General features: G+C 33.7%; 16 protein-coding genes. 11 read left to right on the top strand and 5 right to left on the bottom strand.

The features are described 5' to 3' along the window. The first annotated feature begins 135 nt into the window (after nucleotides 1–135). The 7 genes from ACFIKE_RS02085 to ACFIKE_RS02055 all read left to right on the top strand — a co-directional run bounded on the left by ACFIKE_RS02085 (nucleotide 136) and on the right by ACFIKE_RS02055 (nucleotide 6,700). Entirely contained in the window at nucleotides 136–1,299 is a 1,164-nt protein-coding gene (locus ACFIKE_RS02085) for a D-alanyl-D-alanine carboxypeptidase family protein (RefSeq protein WP_375625835.1), read from the top strand. Between the two features lie 28 nt (nucleotides 1,300–1,327). Beyond that, entirely contained in the window at nucleotides 1,328–1,972 is a 645-nt protein-coding gene (tmk, locus tag ACFIKE_RS02080; RefSeq protein ID WP_375625837.1) for a dTMP kinase, read from the top strand. Further along, entirely contained in the window at nucleotides 1,969–3,012 is a 1,044-nt protein-coding gene (locus ACFIKE_RS02075; protein ID WP_375625839.1) for a DNA polymerase III subunit delta', read from the top strand. The genes tmk and ACFIKE_RS02075 overlap by 4 nt, the downstream gene beginning before the upstream one ends. 76 nt (nucleotides 3,013–3,088) lie before the next feature. Then, entirely contained in the window at nucleotides 3,089–4,648 is a 1,560-nt protein-coding gene (gene metG / locus ACFIKE_RS02070) for a methionine--tRNA ligase (protein ID WP_375627280.1), read from the top strand. Beyond that, nucleotides 4,638–5,411 (top strand): TatD family hydrolase, encoded by a 774-nt coding sequence (locus ACFIKE_RS02065; RefSeq protein WP_375627281.1) that lies wholly within the window; start codon nucleotides 4,638–4,640, stop codon nucleotides 5,409–5,411. Before metG ends, ACFIKE_RS02065 begins: the two co-directional genes overlap by 11 nt. 10 nt (nucleotides 5,412–5,421) lie before the next feature. Beyond that, the gene (locus ACFIKE_RS02060) at nucleotides 5,422–6,231 is read left to right on the top strand and encodes an MBL fold metallo-hydrolase (protein ID WP_375627282.1); all 810 of its coding nucleotides are present in this window, start codon (nucleotides 5,422–5,424) and stop codon (nucleotides 6,229–6,231) included. A gap of 109 nt (nucleotides 6,232–6,340) precedes the next feature. Continuing rightward, a complete protein-coding gene (locus ACFIKE_RS02055; RefSeq protein ID WP_375648282.1) occupies nucleotides 6,341–6,700 on the top strand; it encodes a hypothetical protein in 360 nt (119 codons plus the stop codon). Nucleotides 6,701–7,005: 305 nt separating this feature from the next. Here ACFIKE_RS02055 and ACFIKE_RS02050 read toward each other — a convergent pair whose 3' ends face one another. From ACFIKE_RS02050 to pcsA, 3 genes are read right to left on the bottom strand one after another with little or no spacing between them, the layout of a single operon-like run. Next, a complete protein-coding gene (locus ACFIKE_RS02050) occupies nucleotides 7,006–7,407 on the bottom strand; it encodes a DUF6163 family protein (RefSeq protein WP_375648281.1) in 402 nt (133 codons plus the stop codon). Next, nucleotides 7,404–8,450, bottom strand: coding sequence for an enoyl-CoA hydratase/isomerase family protein (locus tag ACFIKE_RS02045; RefSeq protein WP_375648280.1), 1,047 nt, complete (start codon nucleotides 8,448–8,450; stop codon nucleotides 7,404–7,406). The genes ACFIKE_RS02050 and ACFIKE_RS02045 overlap by 4 nt, the downstream gene beginning before the upstream one ends. Before the next feature lie 26 nt (nucleotides 8,451–8,476). Continuing rightward, nucleotides 8,477–9,289, bottom strand: a complete 813-nt coding sequence (gene pcsA, locus ACFIKE_RS02040) for a phosphatidylcholine synthase (RefSeq protein ID WP_375627285.1) — start codon at nucleotides 9,287–9,289, stop codon at nucleotides 8,477–8,479. 183 nt (nucleotides 9,290–9,472) lie between these two features. Between pcsA and ACFIKE_RS02035 the strand changes: the two genes are divergently transcribed. The 4 genes from ACFIKE_RS02035 (at nucleotide 9,473) to sodC (ending at nucleotide 12,679) form a co-directional block, all read left to right on the top strand. Then, entirely contained in the window at nucleotides 9,473–10,699 is a 1,227-nt protein-coding gene (locus tag ACFIKE_RS02035; protein ID WP_375627286.1) for a UbiH/UbiF family hydroxylase, read from the top strand. A 391-nt stretch (nucleotides 10,700–11,090) separates the two neighbouring features. Further along, nucleotides 11,091–11,435, top strand: coding sequence for a hypothetical protein (locus tag ACFIKE_RS02030; RefSeq protein WP_375625856.1), 345 nt, complete (start codon nucleotides 11,091–11,093; stop codon nucleotides 11,433–11,435). Next, nucleotides 11,413–11,769, top strand: a complete 357-nt coding sequence (locus ACFIKE_RS02025) for a hypothetical protein (protein WP_375625858.1) — start codon at nucleotides 11,413–11,415, stop codon at nucleotides 11,767–11,769. The genes ACFIKE_RS02030 and ACFIKE_RS02025 overlap by 23 nt, the downstream gene beginning before the upstream one ends. A 382-nt stretch (nucleotides 11,770–12,151) precedes the next feature. Beyond that, complete coding sequence (gene sodC / locus ACFIKE_RS02020) at nucleotides 12,152–12,679, top strand: superoxide dismutase [Cu-Zn] SodC (protein ID WP_375627287.1); 528 nt, start codon at nucleotides 12,152–12,154, stop codon at nucleotides 12,677–12,679. A gap of 648 nt (nucleotides 12,680–13,327) precedes the next feature. Here the strand turns inward: sodC and ACFIKE_RS02015 are convergent. Both ACFIKE_RS02015 and ACFIKE_RS02010 read right to left on the bottom strand, forming a co-directional pair. Then, a complete protein-coding gene (locus ACFIKE_RS02015) occupies nucleotides 13,328–14,266 on the bottom strand; it encodes a COG2958 family protein (RefSeq protein ID WP_375648279.1) in 939 nt (312 codons plus the stop codon). Nucleotides 14,267–14,626: 360 nt separating this feature from the next. Continuing rightward, entirely contained in the window at nucleotides 14,627–17,377 is a 2,751-nt protein-coding gene (locus ACFIKE_RS02010) for a DEAD/DEAH box helicase (RefSeq protein WP_375648278.1), read from the bottom strand. Nucleotides 17,378–17,386 lie beyond the last annotated feature (9 nt).

Below are 17,386 nucleotides of genomic sequence, written 5' to 3'. Positions count from 1 at the left end.
CATATTACTTTTGCTAACGCTGAATAAAAATAAAATCTTTTCTTTGGTTGTCAATAATTCCTCAATTTGCAGAAATAAAAAAGTTTTTTCCTATATAAGATTCTTTATGTTGATCTTTGGGATGGGAGGAGAGCTATGTATACAACATTAAGGATCTTATTGACTTTATGGGGAATATTGGCATTTGACACGTGGGGGAGAGCAGAAGTTTTTCAAATTTCTGCATCACAATTGTTGTTACTCGATGATGATACAGGGACAATACTTTATGAAAAACAAAGTGATATTCCTTTTTTTCCTGCTTCATTAGCAAAATTGATGACAGTAGAAGTTGTATTTCATCACTTAAAGAAGGGATTGTTAAAGAGTACGCAGAAATTCAAGGTAAGTGAAAATGCTTGGCGTAAAGGTGGAGCACCTTCCGGTACAACCACTATGTTTGCAAAGATAAAGACAGAAATCAGTGTTTCTGATCTTTTACGTGGTTTAATTATTATGAATGGAAATGATGCTGCTATTATTCTTGCTGAAGGAATATCTGGACATGAGTCCCATTTTGCAAAACTGATGAATCAGCGCGCGAAAGTGGTCGGATTATCTCAAAGTCATTTTGTTAACGCAACAGGGCTACCCGAAGAGGGACAATTTGTAACCGTGCGTGATATGATTATATTAGCACGTCATATTGTTCAGGAATATCCGGATTATTATGCACTTTATCGTGAGCCTCATTTTACGTGGAATAATATTTTTCAACGTAATAAAAACCCTCTTATTTCTAAGGAAATTGGTGTAGAAGGATTTGGTTTTGGCTACAGCGAAAAAGAAGGATTTTCAATGGTTGCCACCATTTCTAAAAATCATCGACGTCTTTTTTTAGCACTCAATGGTTTGCAAGATGGTAAAAAATATACAAAAGAAATAGAACACATTCTTCAATGGGGAATGACAGCATTTGATCTCAAAACGATTTTCACAAAAGAAGAAACGATTGGTCGTGCTTCTGTTTATGGTGGTAAGCAAAATTTTGTTCCACTCATTGTTAAAAAACCAATAAGTTTTATGCTTTCGAATGAAAAAAAAGTAAATGTTAAAGCAAAAATTAAATATCATGGTCCGTTGAAAGCTCCCATCGTTTTTGGGCAATCAGTTGGCGTTATTCAAATTTTAGAAGATAAAAAGGTTCTTCTGGAAAAACCTGTTTTTGCCGGAATGAATGTTCAGGAAGGAAGTTTCTTTGCAAAAGTAAAAAATGCATTCTATGAAATAACAATTGGATGGTTACGGAAATATTTGTAGTTACGTGCTAATAAGGTTAAGGTCATACGTGTCAGGTTATTTTATTACATTTGAAGGAGGGGACGGGGTAGGAAAAACGGTGCAGATTTCTTTACTTGCTGAGTTTCTCTCTCACCAAGGTTATGATGTTGTTACAACACGAGAACCAGGAGGAACGCTAGGAGCAGAAGCAATCCGGTATATTTTGTTGTCGGGGCAAGCGCAACAGTATGGACCGTTGATTGAAGCTGTTTTGTTTACAGCTGCACGTGTCGACCATGTTACCGAGTTTATCGCGCCTTCTTTGCAAAAAGGTAAAATCGTTTTATGTGACCGCTTTATTGATTCTACACGCGTTTATCAAGGACTCAATAATACAGTCAGTTCTTCTCTTCTTGCTGTTTTAGAGTGTATTGCACTCAATGGTATCTTGCCTCATTTAACATTTTTATTAGATATGCCAGCAATGTGTGGTATGAAACGTGCAAATTTACGAAGAAAAGAAACAGAAGAAATTGATTATTTTGAAAAAGATCAGTTGGAAATTCAAGAACAAAGGCGTCAAGCTTTTCTTCAGTTGGCCAAACAGGAACCCCATAGATTTCGAGTCATTGATGCCACTGGCTCAGTGGAAGTCGTTGCACATCAAATAAAAAATATTTGTCATCAGGTATTGTTGGATCAGCTTTCATGAGTAATGTAAATATCTCACGCCAATATGATGATATTGATACAATTTTATCACCATCCCAGAATGATGTTGTTTTTGGTCATGAGGATGTTCGTCATTTTTTGACACAAATGCTTAAAGAAGAGCGTTTGCATCATGCATTATTATTTGAAGGAGAATATGGGATTGGAAAGGCTACATTAGCCTTTCATCTTGCTTGGAACATTTTAAGTTCTCAACAGGGGGCTTTCTTGAAACCCGATCCTTATTCTACTCCATGGCGCCAAATTACACAAGGAAGTCACCCTGGTCTTTTGTATATTTCACGTCGATTTGATGTAAAAACGCAAAAGTTTAAAACAGGAATACTCGTTGATGATATCCGTGATATTATGCATTTTTTAAGCCGAACATCGCAAGATAATGGATGGCGTATTGTTATTATTGATTCTGCAGATGATATGAATAGAAATGCAGCAAATGCAATTCTCAAAATACTTGAAGAACCACCTACAAAAACGTTATTTGTTATTATCGCGCATTCTTCCGGAAAATTGCTTCCAACAATCCATTCACGGTGTCAAAAAATTTCTTTCCGTCCGTTGAATAACGATGAAATGAAAAAAGTTATTACACATATTTTCGCCAATCAGGATTTACCTGATGAGAAAACAATTGAAACGATTATTAAAAAATCCGAAGGAAGTCCTCGAAAAGCCGCTTTACTTATTTGCCATGGCGGACTTGAAATTATTAAAACAATTGATGCTCTCCTAGAGAAACCTGTTTGTAACGCAACGATTGTACATACTCTTGCACAAACATTTTCATCTGTTTCTTCTACATTCCAATTTCAACAATTTTGTGATGAAATTCTTAATAAAATTCAAAAAAAAGCTATCATACTTGTTGAAAAGGGAGACTTATTTCTCTCAAAAAAATATGCGGAAAAATGGCAAGAGATTCATCAAGAAATAGAGGAAATACAACTGTTTAATCTCGATAAAAAGCAGTTTGTTATTAACTTACTTTTTAAAGTTCATAAGATTATTCATGAGGATTAGTTTTTCCGTGACAATACGATGAACAGACGTTATGTCATTATATCTTTTATTTATAGGGTTTTACAACGAGTATGACATGCGTGACACATATTACATAACAACTCCCATTTTTTATCCTAATGGTGCTCCACATATTGGGCATGCCTATAGTGCAATTGCAAGCGATGTCTTAGCCCGCTTTCAACGATTAAACGGAAAAAATGTATTTTTTCTTTCTGGTACAGATGAGCATGGTCTAAAGATGCAACAAACCGCAGCAGCATTAGGCATGACACCTCAGCAACTTGCAGATCGTAATAGTGCTGTATTTCAAAAAATGCTTGCAGTATTAAATTGTTCTAACGATGATTTTATCCGTACGACAGAAGAACGCCATTATCAAGCTTGTCAAGAAATTTGGAAAAAGATGGAAGCAAATGGCGATATTTATCTCGGTCGTTATACGGGGTGGTATTCGGTTCGCCAAGAAGCCTATTATGAAGAAAAAGATACGGAAATTGGACCAGACAACATCCGTCGTGAGAAGGAATTAGGCTCTCCAGTTGAATGGAATGAAGAAGAAAGTTATTTTTTTAGACTTTCTCATTATGAAAAGCCTCTTCTTGAATATTATGAAGAACATCCTGATTTTATTGCTCCATTTGAGCGGCGTAATGAAATTATAAGTTTTATCAAATCAGGTTTAAAAGATATCTCTATTTCACGCGCAAGTTTTAATTGGGGAATTACTGTTCCAGAGAATCCAAAGCACGTGATGTATGTCTGGGTTGATGCGCTTACAAATTATCTATCAGCAATTGGTTTTTTCAATGAAAATTCAAAAAATCGTGATTTTTGGCCTGCAAATACGCATATTATTGGTAAGGATATTATTCGTTTTCATGCAGTCTATTGGCCGGCATTTTTAATGTCTGCGGGAATTGAATTGCCTAAAAATATTTTTGCACATGGTTTTTTACTTAATCGTGGTGCAAAAATGTCAAAATCTATTGGAAATGTCGTTGATCCTTTTGAAATGGTTGATCATTATGGTCTTGATCAGGTTCGTTATTTTCTTCTCCGTGAAGTGCCATTTGGACAAGATGGTAGTTATAGCCATGAAAGCCTTGTAAACCGTATTAATGCTGATCTTGCTAATGATCTTGGTAATTTAGCGCAGCGCTCCTTGTCTATGATTGCCAAAAATTGTAATGCACAAGTCCCGAGACCAACTTCATTTTTAGCTCAAGATCAACAGCTTTTAGAACAATCTCTTCAAGTACTTGAAACTGTACATCAAGCTATGTCTTCCTATAGTATGCATTTAGCACTTTCAGCTATTTTTTCAATTGTAGCGGATGCCAATCGCTATTTTGCCAACGAACAACCTTGGAGTTTACGTAAAAATGACCAAGAGCGATTTTCTACAGTTCTTTATATCACTGTAGAAATCTTGCGGAGAATAGGAATTATGCTTTTGCCTTTCATACCCCAATCAGCAGCCAAACTTCTTGATAGCCTTGCGGTTGCTGAAGATGATCGGTTATTGTATCATATAAGTCGTTCAAAAATTCAAGAAGGGCTTGATCTTCCACCACCAGAACCGATTTTTCCTCGCTATATCTTAAAGAAAGAAGACACTCATCATGTTGATTGATACACATTGTCATCTTGATTTTGAAGATTTTTCACAAGATTTGGATAATGTTATCCAACGGGCTTTAGATGCTGATGTTAAACGTATGATAACAATTTCAACCCATGTTCATAAGTTAGATAAGCTTTTAGCCATTTCGCAAAGCTATGACCAAGTCTTTTGTTCCGTTGGAACACACCCCAATCATGCGCATGAAGAACAAAATATTACAGCGGAAGAGCTTATACAGCTCTCGAATCACCCTAAAATTGTTGCGTTTGGGGAAGGGGGGCTTGATTACCATTATGATTATTCTACACCAGAAGAGCAAAAGAAAGTTTTTCAAGAACATATCATTGCTTCTCGAGAAACACAGATTCCTCTTGTTATACATTCACGCAATGCCGATATCGATATGGAGAAAATATTACGTGAACAGATAAAAGAAGGAGCTTTTCCTTTTATCCTTCATTGTTATTCGTCTGGAATGCAACTTGCTCGTGCTGGAATCGAACTTGGTGGTTATATTTCTTTTTCAGGTATTCTTACTTTTAAAAGTGCACTTGAAATCCGTGAAATAGCAAAAATTGTGCCCCATGAGCATTTATTAGTGGAAACAGATGCTCCATTCTTAGCACCTATTCCCCATCGAGGCAAAACAAATGAACCATCTTTTGTATGCTATACAGCAGCTGTTTTGGCTGAAACAATTGGCTTAAGCATTGAAGAAACAGCTCAAATAACAACGCGTAATGCTTTTCGTTTATTTAGTAAAATGAAATAAGGCAAAAGATATGTGTGATCAATACCGATTTACAATATTAGGTTGTGGTCCTTCTCCAGGAGTGCCAAGACCTAATGGTGATTGGGGAACATGTGATCCGAATAACCCTAAAAATAAACGCTACAGAAGTTCTTTATTAGTTGAACGTATTAAACCTTCAGGAGACAAAACAACAATCGTTATTGATACAGGTCCAGATTTTCGCTCACAAATGATTGATGCGCGTGTAAGCCATCTTGATGCTGCTCTTTACACACATTCTCATGCAGACCATATCCACGGTATTGATGATTTACGCAGCTATGCACTTGCACAAAAATGTTTAATAGATATCTATGCTGACAGATTTACACTAGAGCATCTCAAAAGTGCTTTCGGATATTGTTTTCAAACACCAAAAGCTTCATCTTATTCTCCCATTTTAAAAGAGCATCTTATCAATGAAGATAGTCAATTTATTATTCAGGGGCAGGGCGGAGCAATAAGCGTCAATACACATTTACAAAACCACGGAAACATTTATTCCTTAGGTTTTCGGATTGGGAATGTTGCCTATTGTACGGATGTTAGTGAATTTCCTGAAAAAACTTTATCCAAATTAATGGATCTGGATGTTCTAATCATTGACGCTCTCCAATTTAAATCCCATCCGAGTCATTTTTCTGTTGATCAAGCATTACAATGGATAGAATATTTAAAGCCAAAACAAGCAATACTTACACATATGGATAGATCGCTGGATTACAACAAGGTTATAAATTATGTTCCATCCTATGTAAAACCTGCATATCAAGGTCTTACTTTTGAAACAGATGCGTAAGCTTATTATGCGCAATATTTTAAGTTAAATAAAACACTTTTAAATTTATCCTTTATTTTATTTCATTTTTGACATATTTAGTGTTTTTTATGTCAAAAATGAGGCTTTTATGTATAAGAATTTTAAGCGGGGTGTATGTATTGTGGTTTTAGCGGTTTCCTTGACAGCATGTGGGGGGCGTTTAGAAAAAAATATTTCAACGACAACATTACATGACGGATCAATGAGTTGTGCCGATATTCAACGGGAGTTTTTTGCTAATAAACGTCAGATTAATGATACAATTGCAGAGCGTTCTAAAGCAAGAAATAAAAATGTGGCTTTAGCAGCAACAAGTATTGTATTTTTGCCTGCTTTGTTTTTTATGGATCCTAAATCCAGTGAAAGTAATGAAATTTCAGCGTTAAATAATCGCAATGCTGTGTTGAGTGATCTTGCACATATAAAACGTTGTAAAATAGTACAGTAATTTTTATTATTCATACGACGTAATTTCATTACAACTATTTTGGTCTTTAAGAATTTTTTTTAAAGACCAAATATTTTAATATGCTGTTCAATACCATAATTTAGTTTTAAAAGTGAATTGTACGATTATAAATATGATTTATGTTTTAAAATAGGGTTTCTTTTGTTTTGCTGTATCATATTATCGCATAATATATATTATGGAACTTTATGGAAAGAGTATATCTGGAATTAGCGCTTTGAGGAACGTATGTTTGAAAATCGAGCCTGTTATTCTGGCTCGAAAATTTCAATCACGATGTTTTTTTATTTTTTACTCTTTTTTAAAAAAAACATCACAATTTGCAGTATTATGAAAGCTAAAAACAATATTCCATGAAATAATGGCAGAAATGGCTGATAAATAAAATCAGAATAATATATTGTTATTGCTTCAATCAATGCTGCAATCCACCACACGATGATACCCCATAATGAATACATCCAAAGTCCAACTAAGGCAATAGGATAGAGAATAGCCAATATAGCTGATGCAAATTGCCACTGCCAAGGCATAAGATCAAAACGCCATAGAATACCTGGAAAAACACCAACAAGGCGTATCCAATAACAAATACCTAGGACTAAGCAAATGAGTGCCAAAAACCGTAAATAACAGTTATAGATTAAATTGATTTTTGAAATCCGTTTGTGTGAATTATTTTTCACAATAATAACTCTTGCTCAACAGGTTGGAAGTAAGAATCCACCATTTCATCTGTCACATTTGAAAGTTTATCTGGCTGCCATTGAGGTCTTTTGTCCTTATCGATTAACATAGCACGTATACCTTCATGAAAATCATGTGAATTAATCATATGATGTGCAATGCGGTTTTCAATTTTCATACAATCTTCCAACGTTTGAGATGAATTTTGTTTCATTTGTTTCCAGATAACTTTTAAACTTATCGGAGAACGTAACTGCAAAATATCATAACATTCTTTAGCAAACAAAATACCTTCATTACTTTTTTTATGTAGCAACTCAAGACATTTTTCTAAGGTATGGGCACTAAAACAAGTGTTAATAATACAACGTATTTCATGACTCGTTTCATAGTCTTTTGTAATTGCTCGCTCGTTTAAAGCTAAAGTAGGATCTCCTTGCTCAATAATAGCTTTTCTAATCATATCGAATTCAATTTCAGCAACGGCGTGTGTTGCTAATCCCAAATTTAAGCAATCTCCCCACTTTATGCGTGCACCCGTTAATGCAAGATATATGCCAAAATGATTGGGAAGAGATGGTAAGAAAAAACTTGCACCTACATCTGGAAAAAATCCAATCGCACCTTCTGGCATAGCAAAAACAGTATTTTCTGTAACAATTCGATGCGAACCATAGAGAGAAATCCCTACCCCTCCTCCCATCCAAATACCATTTAGGAAAGAAATGTAGGGCTTTGAAAAACGTTTGATATAAGCATTTAGACTATATTCATCACTAAAATACTGACAAGCAGTGGCACTTTTCCCCATATGATAGATTTCTACAACATCTCCACCAGCACAAAAAGCGCGCCCTTCCCCTTCAATTAAGACACAAGAGATATTATCATCTGTTTCCCATGTCCTGAGAGCTTTTTTTAAAGCTGAAACCATTCGTTGATTAAGAGCGTTTAATGCTGAAGGGCGTGTGAGCTTTATAATACCAGCACGCCCATCTTTCGTAAAAGAAATATCATCATCTGCTCCAAAATCAATTTGCATCTTATACCCTTCTTAAAACAACTATTTTATTGTTTTTTTATATTTTTTGCTCCAAGTTGAGGAAATATTTGCATGATTGCGCCGATACAATATATGTAAATTCCTGTTATCGAAATTCCTATTTTAACCCAATAGGGAGCCTCTAGTTGATAAAAGAATGCAGAAACACCAAAAAAACACCATAAGAGAAAAATTGGAAAATTAACCCTACGTAAACGAAGAACTCTTACTGGATGAATAAAATAAATTGGCAAAAAAGATATAATCGCCGATAAAACAATAATGATAAAAGTAATCCACTCTTCCGGTCTGACGACAAAAAGCGTAAAAATCATCATATTCCAAACAACAGGAAATCCTTTAAAAAAGTTTTCTTTGGTTTTCATACTAGTATCTGCATAATAAATAGCAGATGAAATAACAATAATTGCACTCAATGAAAATGATAACCCTACCCCCATGAAACCACTTTGATAGAGTGCAAAGGCAGGAATTAAGACATAAGTCACGTAATCAATAATATTATCTAACAGCTCTCCAGACCATGTTGGAAGAACGTATTTAACATCAAGTTTGCGTGCAATTGGTCCATCTATACCATCAACGAGAAGTGCAAGCCCAAGCCAACAGAACATAGCTGTCCATTCTTTTTGAGAGGCTGATATAAGAGAAAGAAACGCTAAAAATGATCCCGAAGCTGTTAGTAAATGAACGGAAAAGGCCTTTGCTTGTGGCATTGTTACTTTTTTATGGCGTAATAATTTAGCATTTGTTTTGATTTTCTTTGTTAGTTTACGTTTCAAGGTTTTCTTATCCTCGTTTTTAAAGTCTTCAACCATCTATCAATACGCCATTTTTTTACCGATGATATAACTCAGCATTTAAAAAAATCATAAAAAGGTTACTTTTTTATATCGAATTATTTATTACATACTATAATAGAAGAGCTTCATACAATAAAAAGAGAGTGATCATTTGGAAATGTTAAAATATTTTCTCAATGGAGAAAGGTTCAAACCGTTGTGATCTTTGAAAAGAAAGAGCATAAAGATATTGCTGTTATTGGTGCAGGTCCTGTCGGAATGTTAGCCGCACTGAATCTTGCACATGAGGGGCTTTCTGTTTTTCTTGTTGGTCCCCCTGCTCATACAGATGAGTTGCGGACAACTGCTCTTATGATGCCTGCAATACGCATGCTTCAAAAACTCAATATTTGGAATAATCTTCGACAACATGCTGCTGCTTTATCATCCATGAGAATTATAGATATAACTTCTAGAATTGTGCATGCTCCTACGGTGCATTTTTCTTCTGCTGAAATTGGTGAAAAAGCTTTTGGCTATAATATACCTAATGTAAAATTGAACAGTGCTTTAGTCGATGCGGTTACACGTACGCCTAATATTACAAGATTTGTTTCTGCAGCCAAATCTTTTCATCATACAAAAGACCATGTATGTATTACTCTTGTTGATCGTAGAGTCATTCAAGCACCACTTGTTGTTGCAGCTGATGGACGTCACTCTCTTACACGTGCCGCAGCAGGGATAAGTGTCAAACATTGGAATTATCCACAAAAAGCACTTGTTCTCAATTTTTCTCATGAGTTTTCTCATCAAAATACATCAACCGAATTTCATACAGAACATGGTCCATTTACACAGGTTCCTCTACCAGGGCGAAGATCTAGTCTTGTATGGGTCGTTCGTCCTTCTCGTGCTGAGGAATTATTGAATATAGAACCAAAAGCAATTGCAAAAATGATCGAAAACAAAATGCAATCAATGCTTGGAAAGCTAAGCTTAGAAACATCAATTCAAGCATGGCCGCTTTCAGGACTTCTTTCTCATCATTTTGCTGCTAATCGAACAATTTTAATGGGTGAAGCCGCTCATGTTTTCCCCCCTATTGGGGCACAGGGATTGAATTTAGGATTCCGTGATGTCCAAACTTTGATTGATATTTTACCTAACAAAATATCCAATTCTAACTCTGAAATGATTGTTGCGCATTATAACAAATGCCGCAAACCAGATATATTAATCCGAAGTGGAGCTGTTCATACACTTAACTCTGCTCTACTTTCTCACATGTTGCCTGTTCATATCATACGAAGCGTTGGGCTTGGTTTGTTACATAGTTTCTCACCATTACGTAATTTATTTATGCGCGAAGGAATGTATCCCGGTTACGGATTCAAGGAAATTATGCAAATATTTCCAACAAAATCATCTAAACAGCTCTACTGAGCAATAATAAGTAATATAATCGCTCTATGGTTTAATATTGCATTTTGAATAATATCTATTACTGATGTAAAAAATATTATATATATTTAGCATACTGATATGAAATAGAGAAAATTAATTATAGACTACAGCTGAAATTGTAAAGATATCTTGCTAAATCATATCTGTTAAATTTTGCAATATAAAGCAAATAAAAAATAATACCGTTTTGAAATAGTTATTTTATAACATTAATTTTAACAAGAAAATAAATAATAAAAAACATTTTTATTTAATAAATAGATTTTCAAAAATTTTTATTGTTAAGTATAATATTAAAAATAAAATCATCTTGGGAACTTGTTAGTAACACAGAGGTTAATAAAGTGTTGTTTCAACAAATGGTGACCAGATGAAAATAAATAATTTTTTGAAATTAAGTATTTTTTTTATAATGATTTTATGTTTCTCGTTGACAGTCACTACTTCAATCAGTGAAGTTTTTCATCTTCCTTATTGTCAAACCTTTACCTATACCTCTACTCAAAATGTCACTAAAATAGGTCAGAACTCATTTACTGCTTCACAAGTTAAAAATTGTCTTATGCAAAACGGTTTTGAGAATATTAAACGATTACGTCTAGATGACAAAGGCATCTGGCGTGCTTTAGTAAAATTTAAAAAGTCCCATTTTTTCGTATCCGTTGACTATTCAGGAACAGTTAGCATTCAAAATGAAAGAAAAAAATATGATTGATTTTAAAACTTACAGCAACGTTTCTTTTCATAGCTGTAAGAAAAGAAAATTAAAAAAGTACTGCCATTCTATGAAAGAATTTGCTTTCATTGGCGGTTTAAATGGTAGCGTATCTGGAGCTATCGCAGCAACTCTTGCAGCTTATGGTTATATTGCTCTTCCAGGATTTGGTCCAGTTATCGCAATGGGTATAGGAGTAGCACTTTCTGCTGGAATGATAATAGGAGCACTGATAGGATCAGGAATGGGAGGGAGTGTTGGTATATGCTGTATTTTATGGGAAATTTATATGAATCATAATAATTCTTTCTCTTATAAATTTCATAATGAATAGAAATTTTTATCATTTTTTCTATGAAAAACAATTAAATCATCAACAAATTATATGTTCTGTTTTTTGATAAAATAGTTATCTATTATAAATGAAATAATATCTAACTTATTAAAATTGCTTTATTACACCTCAAAAAGTAGATTTTTTAAAGCATCTCTTGAAGAAATGTAAGCGAGATATAATTATCAATCTATGAAAGCTACATTTTTTATAGATCAAAAAATGAGAGTTATGTTCAGAGCACATATATATAATTTAATTTATTTGCTCTTTCTAAGAACTAATATTTCTATGTAAATTATTTTACTTAAATTTCAATTTAAGAAAATTATAAATATTTTTATAGATAAAATTTATTTAAAGATAAGTATAAAGGTATTTTATGAAAAAAATATTATTATCATTATTGGTTTTTATGGCATTTTTAATTCATAAAAATTCTGCATTAGCATTATCAACACAAGTAAATATTTATAAACTAGAAGATAATAATTCAAAAAAGGCTATTGGTAGCATTAAAATTGAAGAAACCACATACGGTTTGATTTTCATCCCTAATTTATCTACTTTATCAGAAGGGATGCATGGTTTTCATGTGCATGTAAATCCTTCATGTGATACAAAAGATGGCATCATTGGTGGAAGCGCAGGTGGACATTATGATCCAGAACATACCGGAAAACATTTAGGACCTTATAATGTCAATGGTCATCTTGGTGATTTACCAGCACTTTATGTTGATAAGCAAGGATATGCCACGATGAGCGTTCTTGCTCCACGATTAAAAAAAATCTCTGAAATTAAAGGGCGCTCTTTAGTCATTCATTTAGGGGCAGATAATCAATCAGATAAACCATTACCGCTTGGCGGAGGTGGTGCGCGTTTGGTGTGCGGTATTATTGATAAATAAAGAGAGTATTATGGCAAACTGTGACAGTACACACTCCCTTTGCCATAAGATGTGAGAGAAATTTATTTTTTTAAATCTATTGCAAGAAATTGAGTAAACTGTGTGGGTGTTTTATAAAATCAATGTTTTTTTGAATGTTCACTTCGGATAACAAAAAACTTAATAATAATCAAAGCGAACAGCAATGAAAATTAAAAAAATAGTATTATAAATTCTCCATAAAGAAGACTTCAATATGAGGAAGTAATATTTTCAATGCTTGATGTAAAAAAAGAAAAAAATTTGAATTTCACTCTCTACAATAGAAAATTTGTAATAAATTATAATCATTAAAACTAGTATCTAATGGAATCACGCCCCACGCACAAAATAGAACGGGTCTAAAACAGAATTTTAACTCTTCCCCTACTCAACTCTACTCATGAGATGCACGCAAACAATTTTGATTGATACAATATCAATATAAGATCGTTTGAAAGGATTGAATGCTAGGATATTCCCTCCCTCATTTAAGTTTAAAAAAGACTAATTATCATTACAAATCAATATGTTATATCAATATAATAAGTCAAATAAAATAGTTAGAGTAATTTTTTATCACTCTGAAAAAAGGGCTTTTAAACAATAGAGTCTTTTTAAAACATCCCCTCATGGATACATATGATCCCAATCTAGTGGACGCATCTCGCCAGTTTGATAAAATTGACGAATGAGTTTAATATAATCAAGAAAATCTTTGTTTTCCTCAACTAATCTATTAGCAGTATCCCAGTCAATATCACTACGTTCTTTGGCTGGAATTAAGATCTCACTCTCGGAAGAGTTTTCCTTATTGAGTCTTATAAATCCAATTCCATGCAAACTTGAAAGCATTCGAAGCTCTTTTAATGTGTCAACCCCTTCAATTTCACTAGCAACTAAATAACTCAAATTAGCCCATGAAGAATTACTAACTGTTTGAAAAAATGCTTTTCGTAAATTTGAACGATTGATGAGAATTTTTACTTCAAAAGACCAAAGCTTCGTTTTTTTATCAAAATCTTGCAAAACACAATCTTTGATTTCACGATTCCATTCACTGCTTAAATCTTGCATTCCTACGAGATCTGGATAAAGCCATTTATTTCCGCCTGCACCATGTTTATTACGAGAACATTTCTCATTAATGCGCTTGCTGTAAACTGCAAGCTCTGACCATAAAAATTTAGATAATAACGGATAAAGATCATGCTCTTTAATAGAACCATCTTCTGTTCTACTCTTTGCATTGTCCTCTACTGCATCAATTTCAGCACTATCTGTTTGTTTAGTAAAATAATATTGCCGTGGTCGTCCTTCAGTGGTTTTAATTTCTGAATAACGCTTTTGTAACTGAGGGCGCTGAGATCCTATTTCAGCAACAATTTGCTGAATAAGAGCTGCATCACTCTTAAGGGGAGTGATTATTGCCGTTGAACGATTTTGTTTTTGACGGCATTGTTCTGGATAATTTTCAAATATCCATTGAGCAATTTCTCGAGCTGTAAATTTTTTTGTCGGGTTTTTCTTTAAAAAATTAAAAACAGTGTTTATTAAATTCAAAGTCATATATAAAACAGTCCACTTTTATCCTCTAGATATTTCATTATATTCAGGCTTTTTAAATGAAAGAACAATAAACTATTTAAGTTTTTTTTAAAAAAGCATATTTATAAAATTACCCAATAAAATTAAAATATTTTTTTGAATTTGTGACTATAAACTCAAAGATCTTTTCACATAAAAAAAGTAAGATTGTATTTTAATGTTGTTAGAAAAAAATATTAATTTTCTGATTTAAGAAATCCCTAATATTTTTAAGTTAATGATGCGATAGTGCAAAAAATTAAAAATAATTATTCAAACATTTGATTGGACCTCATATCGGTCAATTAAAAAACTTATGTGTTTTATTTTTGAAACGAAAAGTTATGAGCTCTCAAGTATAGATTCTGCAATGGTAAACTCTGCACATAAACCTTCAAAACTACTATTTGCTTTAATAGCATCATGGGGAATAAGAACATAATACCATTTTTTACCGCCATAAGTAGCTGCGTAGCGCGTTGCATGACAACACCATTGAACTGCAGCTTCTCTTTTTTTTAAAATAATAGGATTTTGCATTTCAGAGGCTTTTTTAGGCTCACAAAGATACTTGGCATCCTCCGTTTCTACAACAAAGTCCGGTTCATAAGTTGATCCTTTATCATATTCTATTCTGAAAAACCCCCGAGCAGGTTTCATCCATTTCAATACTTGTGCATCATCCTCTAATATCTGAGCAAATCGTAACTCCCCTTCTACTGAATCAAACTTTTGTAAAGGATAACAGCATTTTCTAAAGCCGCTGAATACAAGTTTCTTAATATCGCTTTTAATGGCAGGAATATTACGAAAATCAAGAGGAGACGTCCCCTGCGGTAATACATAATGGATAGGCGATAAAGTTGTAAAACCCCGTGTCACTTTAACCTCATAATCTTTTTGCGTTTCCCACTGATGTTCTCTTAATTGCGCAACAATAAAACTAATAAGCTTATGCTGATAGTGAATTAATACGTTCTCAACGGCTGCATCATTGGGTAAATAAGATCGGAAATGTTCTACTATCTGACTAGCTAATTTTCGTAATAAGAGCGTATGGTTATCATAATCGACAAAGTCATTATCAATCAAACCACGAATGATGTAATTTTCGAGATAAGGCTCTTTGACATATTCATTCTTAGAAGTGAGAAAAATGCTTTTATGGGTACGCAATTCTCGAATTAAAAGTTCTTTACTAACAGGTTGCAAATTTAAGTTTTCTAAATTTTCCAAATCAAAATCAGAAAAACCATAAGTAACCTCACGCGAAGGAATGAGTACAATATTGGGAATATCTATCATCAATTCTGCTAATTTTTTTGTCAAAATTGTAACCACTTTTGATACAAGAGACTTTTGTGATGAAGGCTTAATATTCATAACTTTATTAGCAATTTTTTCTTGTATCGGTGCAGAATAAAGCATTTGAGAACTTGGCAATTTATCATTCTCTTTGATAAGATCCCACGCGATCGCTGCAATATCTCGCTCTTCAGGCGTTAATGTAGGGGAATCTGGATTACGTAATATGATACCTTGTAAATCAGATGCTCCATTTATATCGGAATTACGTGTTACCATCGTTTGCATCAATAAAGCTTCTACTTGACATGGAACCGTCACAATATCTGACTTTTCAGAGGGTACATCCCCCTCTCTTCCAATCTCAATATGCTTTTTTATAATTGAGTTTGGATCGTTTGCACGATCAATAATATCTTGAAAACGATCATGCGCAATAATTGTTAAACGATCAATAGCTTCCACGCCTGTTCTATACCCATAAGGCAAACGCAATCCACGCCCAATTGTTTGCTCTGTTAAAATTTCTGAAGCCGATGCACGCAACGGTACAATAGTATAGAGATTCGTAACATCCCACCCCTCCTTTAATTTATTAACGTGAATAACAATTTCTGTTGGGTCATGAGAATCTTCAATTGCAATAAGCTTTTGAATATTTTGATCTTCTTCTATATTCGACTGTTTTGTATGAATCTCTATAACTTTTCCCTTATAAGCCCCTGCGAAAAATTCATCTGATTCCAATAAATTCCGTAGTTTTTGTGCATGATTTGTATCTTGAGCAACAACTAAAATAAAAGGCTTAACGAACTTTTTGTTATAATCTTTTGCATAGACAATTAAATCTGCTTTCACATTTTCATGGGCATGAATTGCATCTTGTAATTTGATATGTTCTAATTGCTCAGATGTATAATTTTGAGCTTGAAAATCTTTACGTGTAGCAACAGCAGGTTCTTTTACAAAACCATCCCTCATAGCCTCTGCAAGTGAATAACTATAGACAACATTTTTAAAATCTACGGGTTTTGCACCTATTGTTTTTGGTGTCGCTGTAAGCTCTATTCCTAAAACAGGTTTTAACTCATTAATTGCCGCTGCACCAGCAGAAGCACGATAACGATGAGCTTCATCCATTAACAAAACTAAATCAGGAAGATTTGCGAGATAATCAAAATAACTTTCGCCAATTGTCTCTTGTAAGCGTTTAATCCTCGGCATACTAGATTTTAGTGCGCCTTTTTTATTATCTGTTGTATTAATTTTAGAAATATTAAAAATATTGATAAAGGCCGTGTCTCTATTCTCAAACAAACGCTTTTGTCCTTGAAAATAGTGTTCATCAGTGCGAATACCTTTACCACTTTCATAATCGTCACCTGTAATAATAACAGGTCTATTTGCAATGAATTCACTTATTCCACTAAAGACATACTTTGGGCTTTGGGGACTAAAATCCTGTTTTAACTTTTCATAAATAGTCAAATTTGGCGCTAAAACAAAAAAATGGCGACTGCGACCTGTTAAATAAAGATAGCTAATAAAAGCCCCCATAAGTCGCGTTTTCCCAACACCTGTTGCTAAGGCAAAACAAAAAGAGGGAAAGTTTCGTTCAAAATCTTGCACAGAAGGATAAAGATTTTTTATCACTTCTAACTCTGCAACCAAATCAGCATTTTTAGAAAGCTCTATATTTTCTAAGATTTTTACCAAAATATTTAAAGATTCACGTTGAGGATCACGTAACGATAAGCGAGCAGAAATCCTTTTTTCAACAGTGTTCATGAAAAACTC

The sequence above is a fragment of the Bartonella sp. MU70NMGDW genome (genome assembly GCF_042194085.1).
GTDB lineage: Bacteria > Pseudomonadota > Alphaproteobacteria > Rhizobiales > Rhizobiaceae > Bartonella > Bartonella grahamii.
Note: the sequence above shows the minus strand (reverse complement) of the source record. Positions and strands in the feature narration are given on the sequence as shown.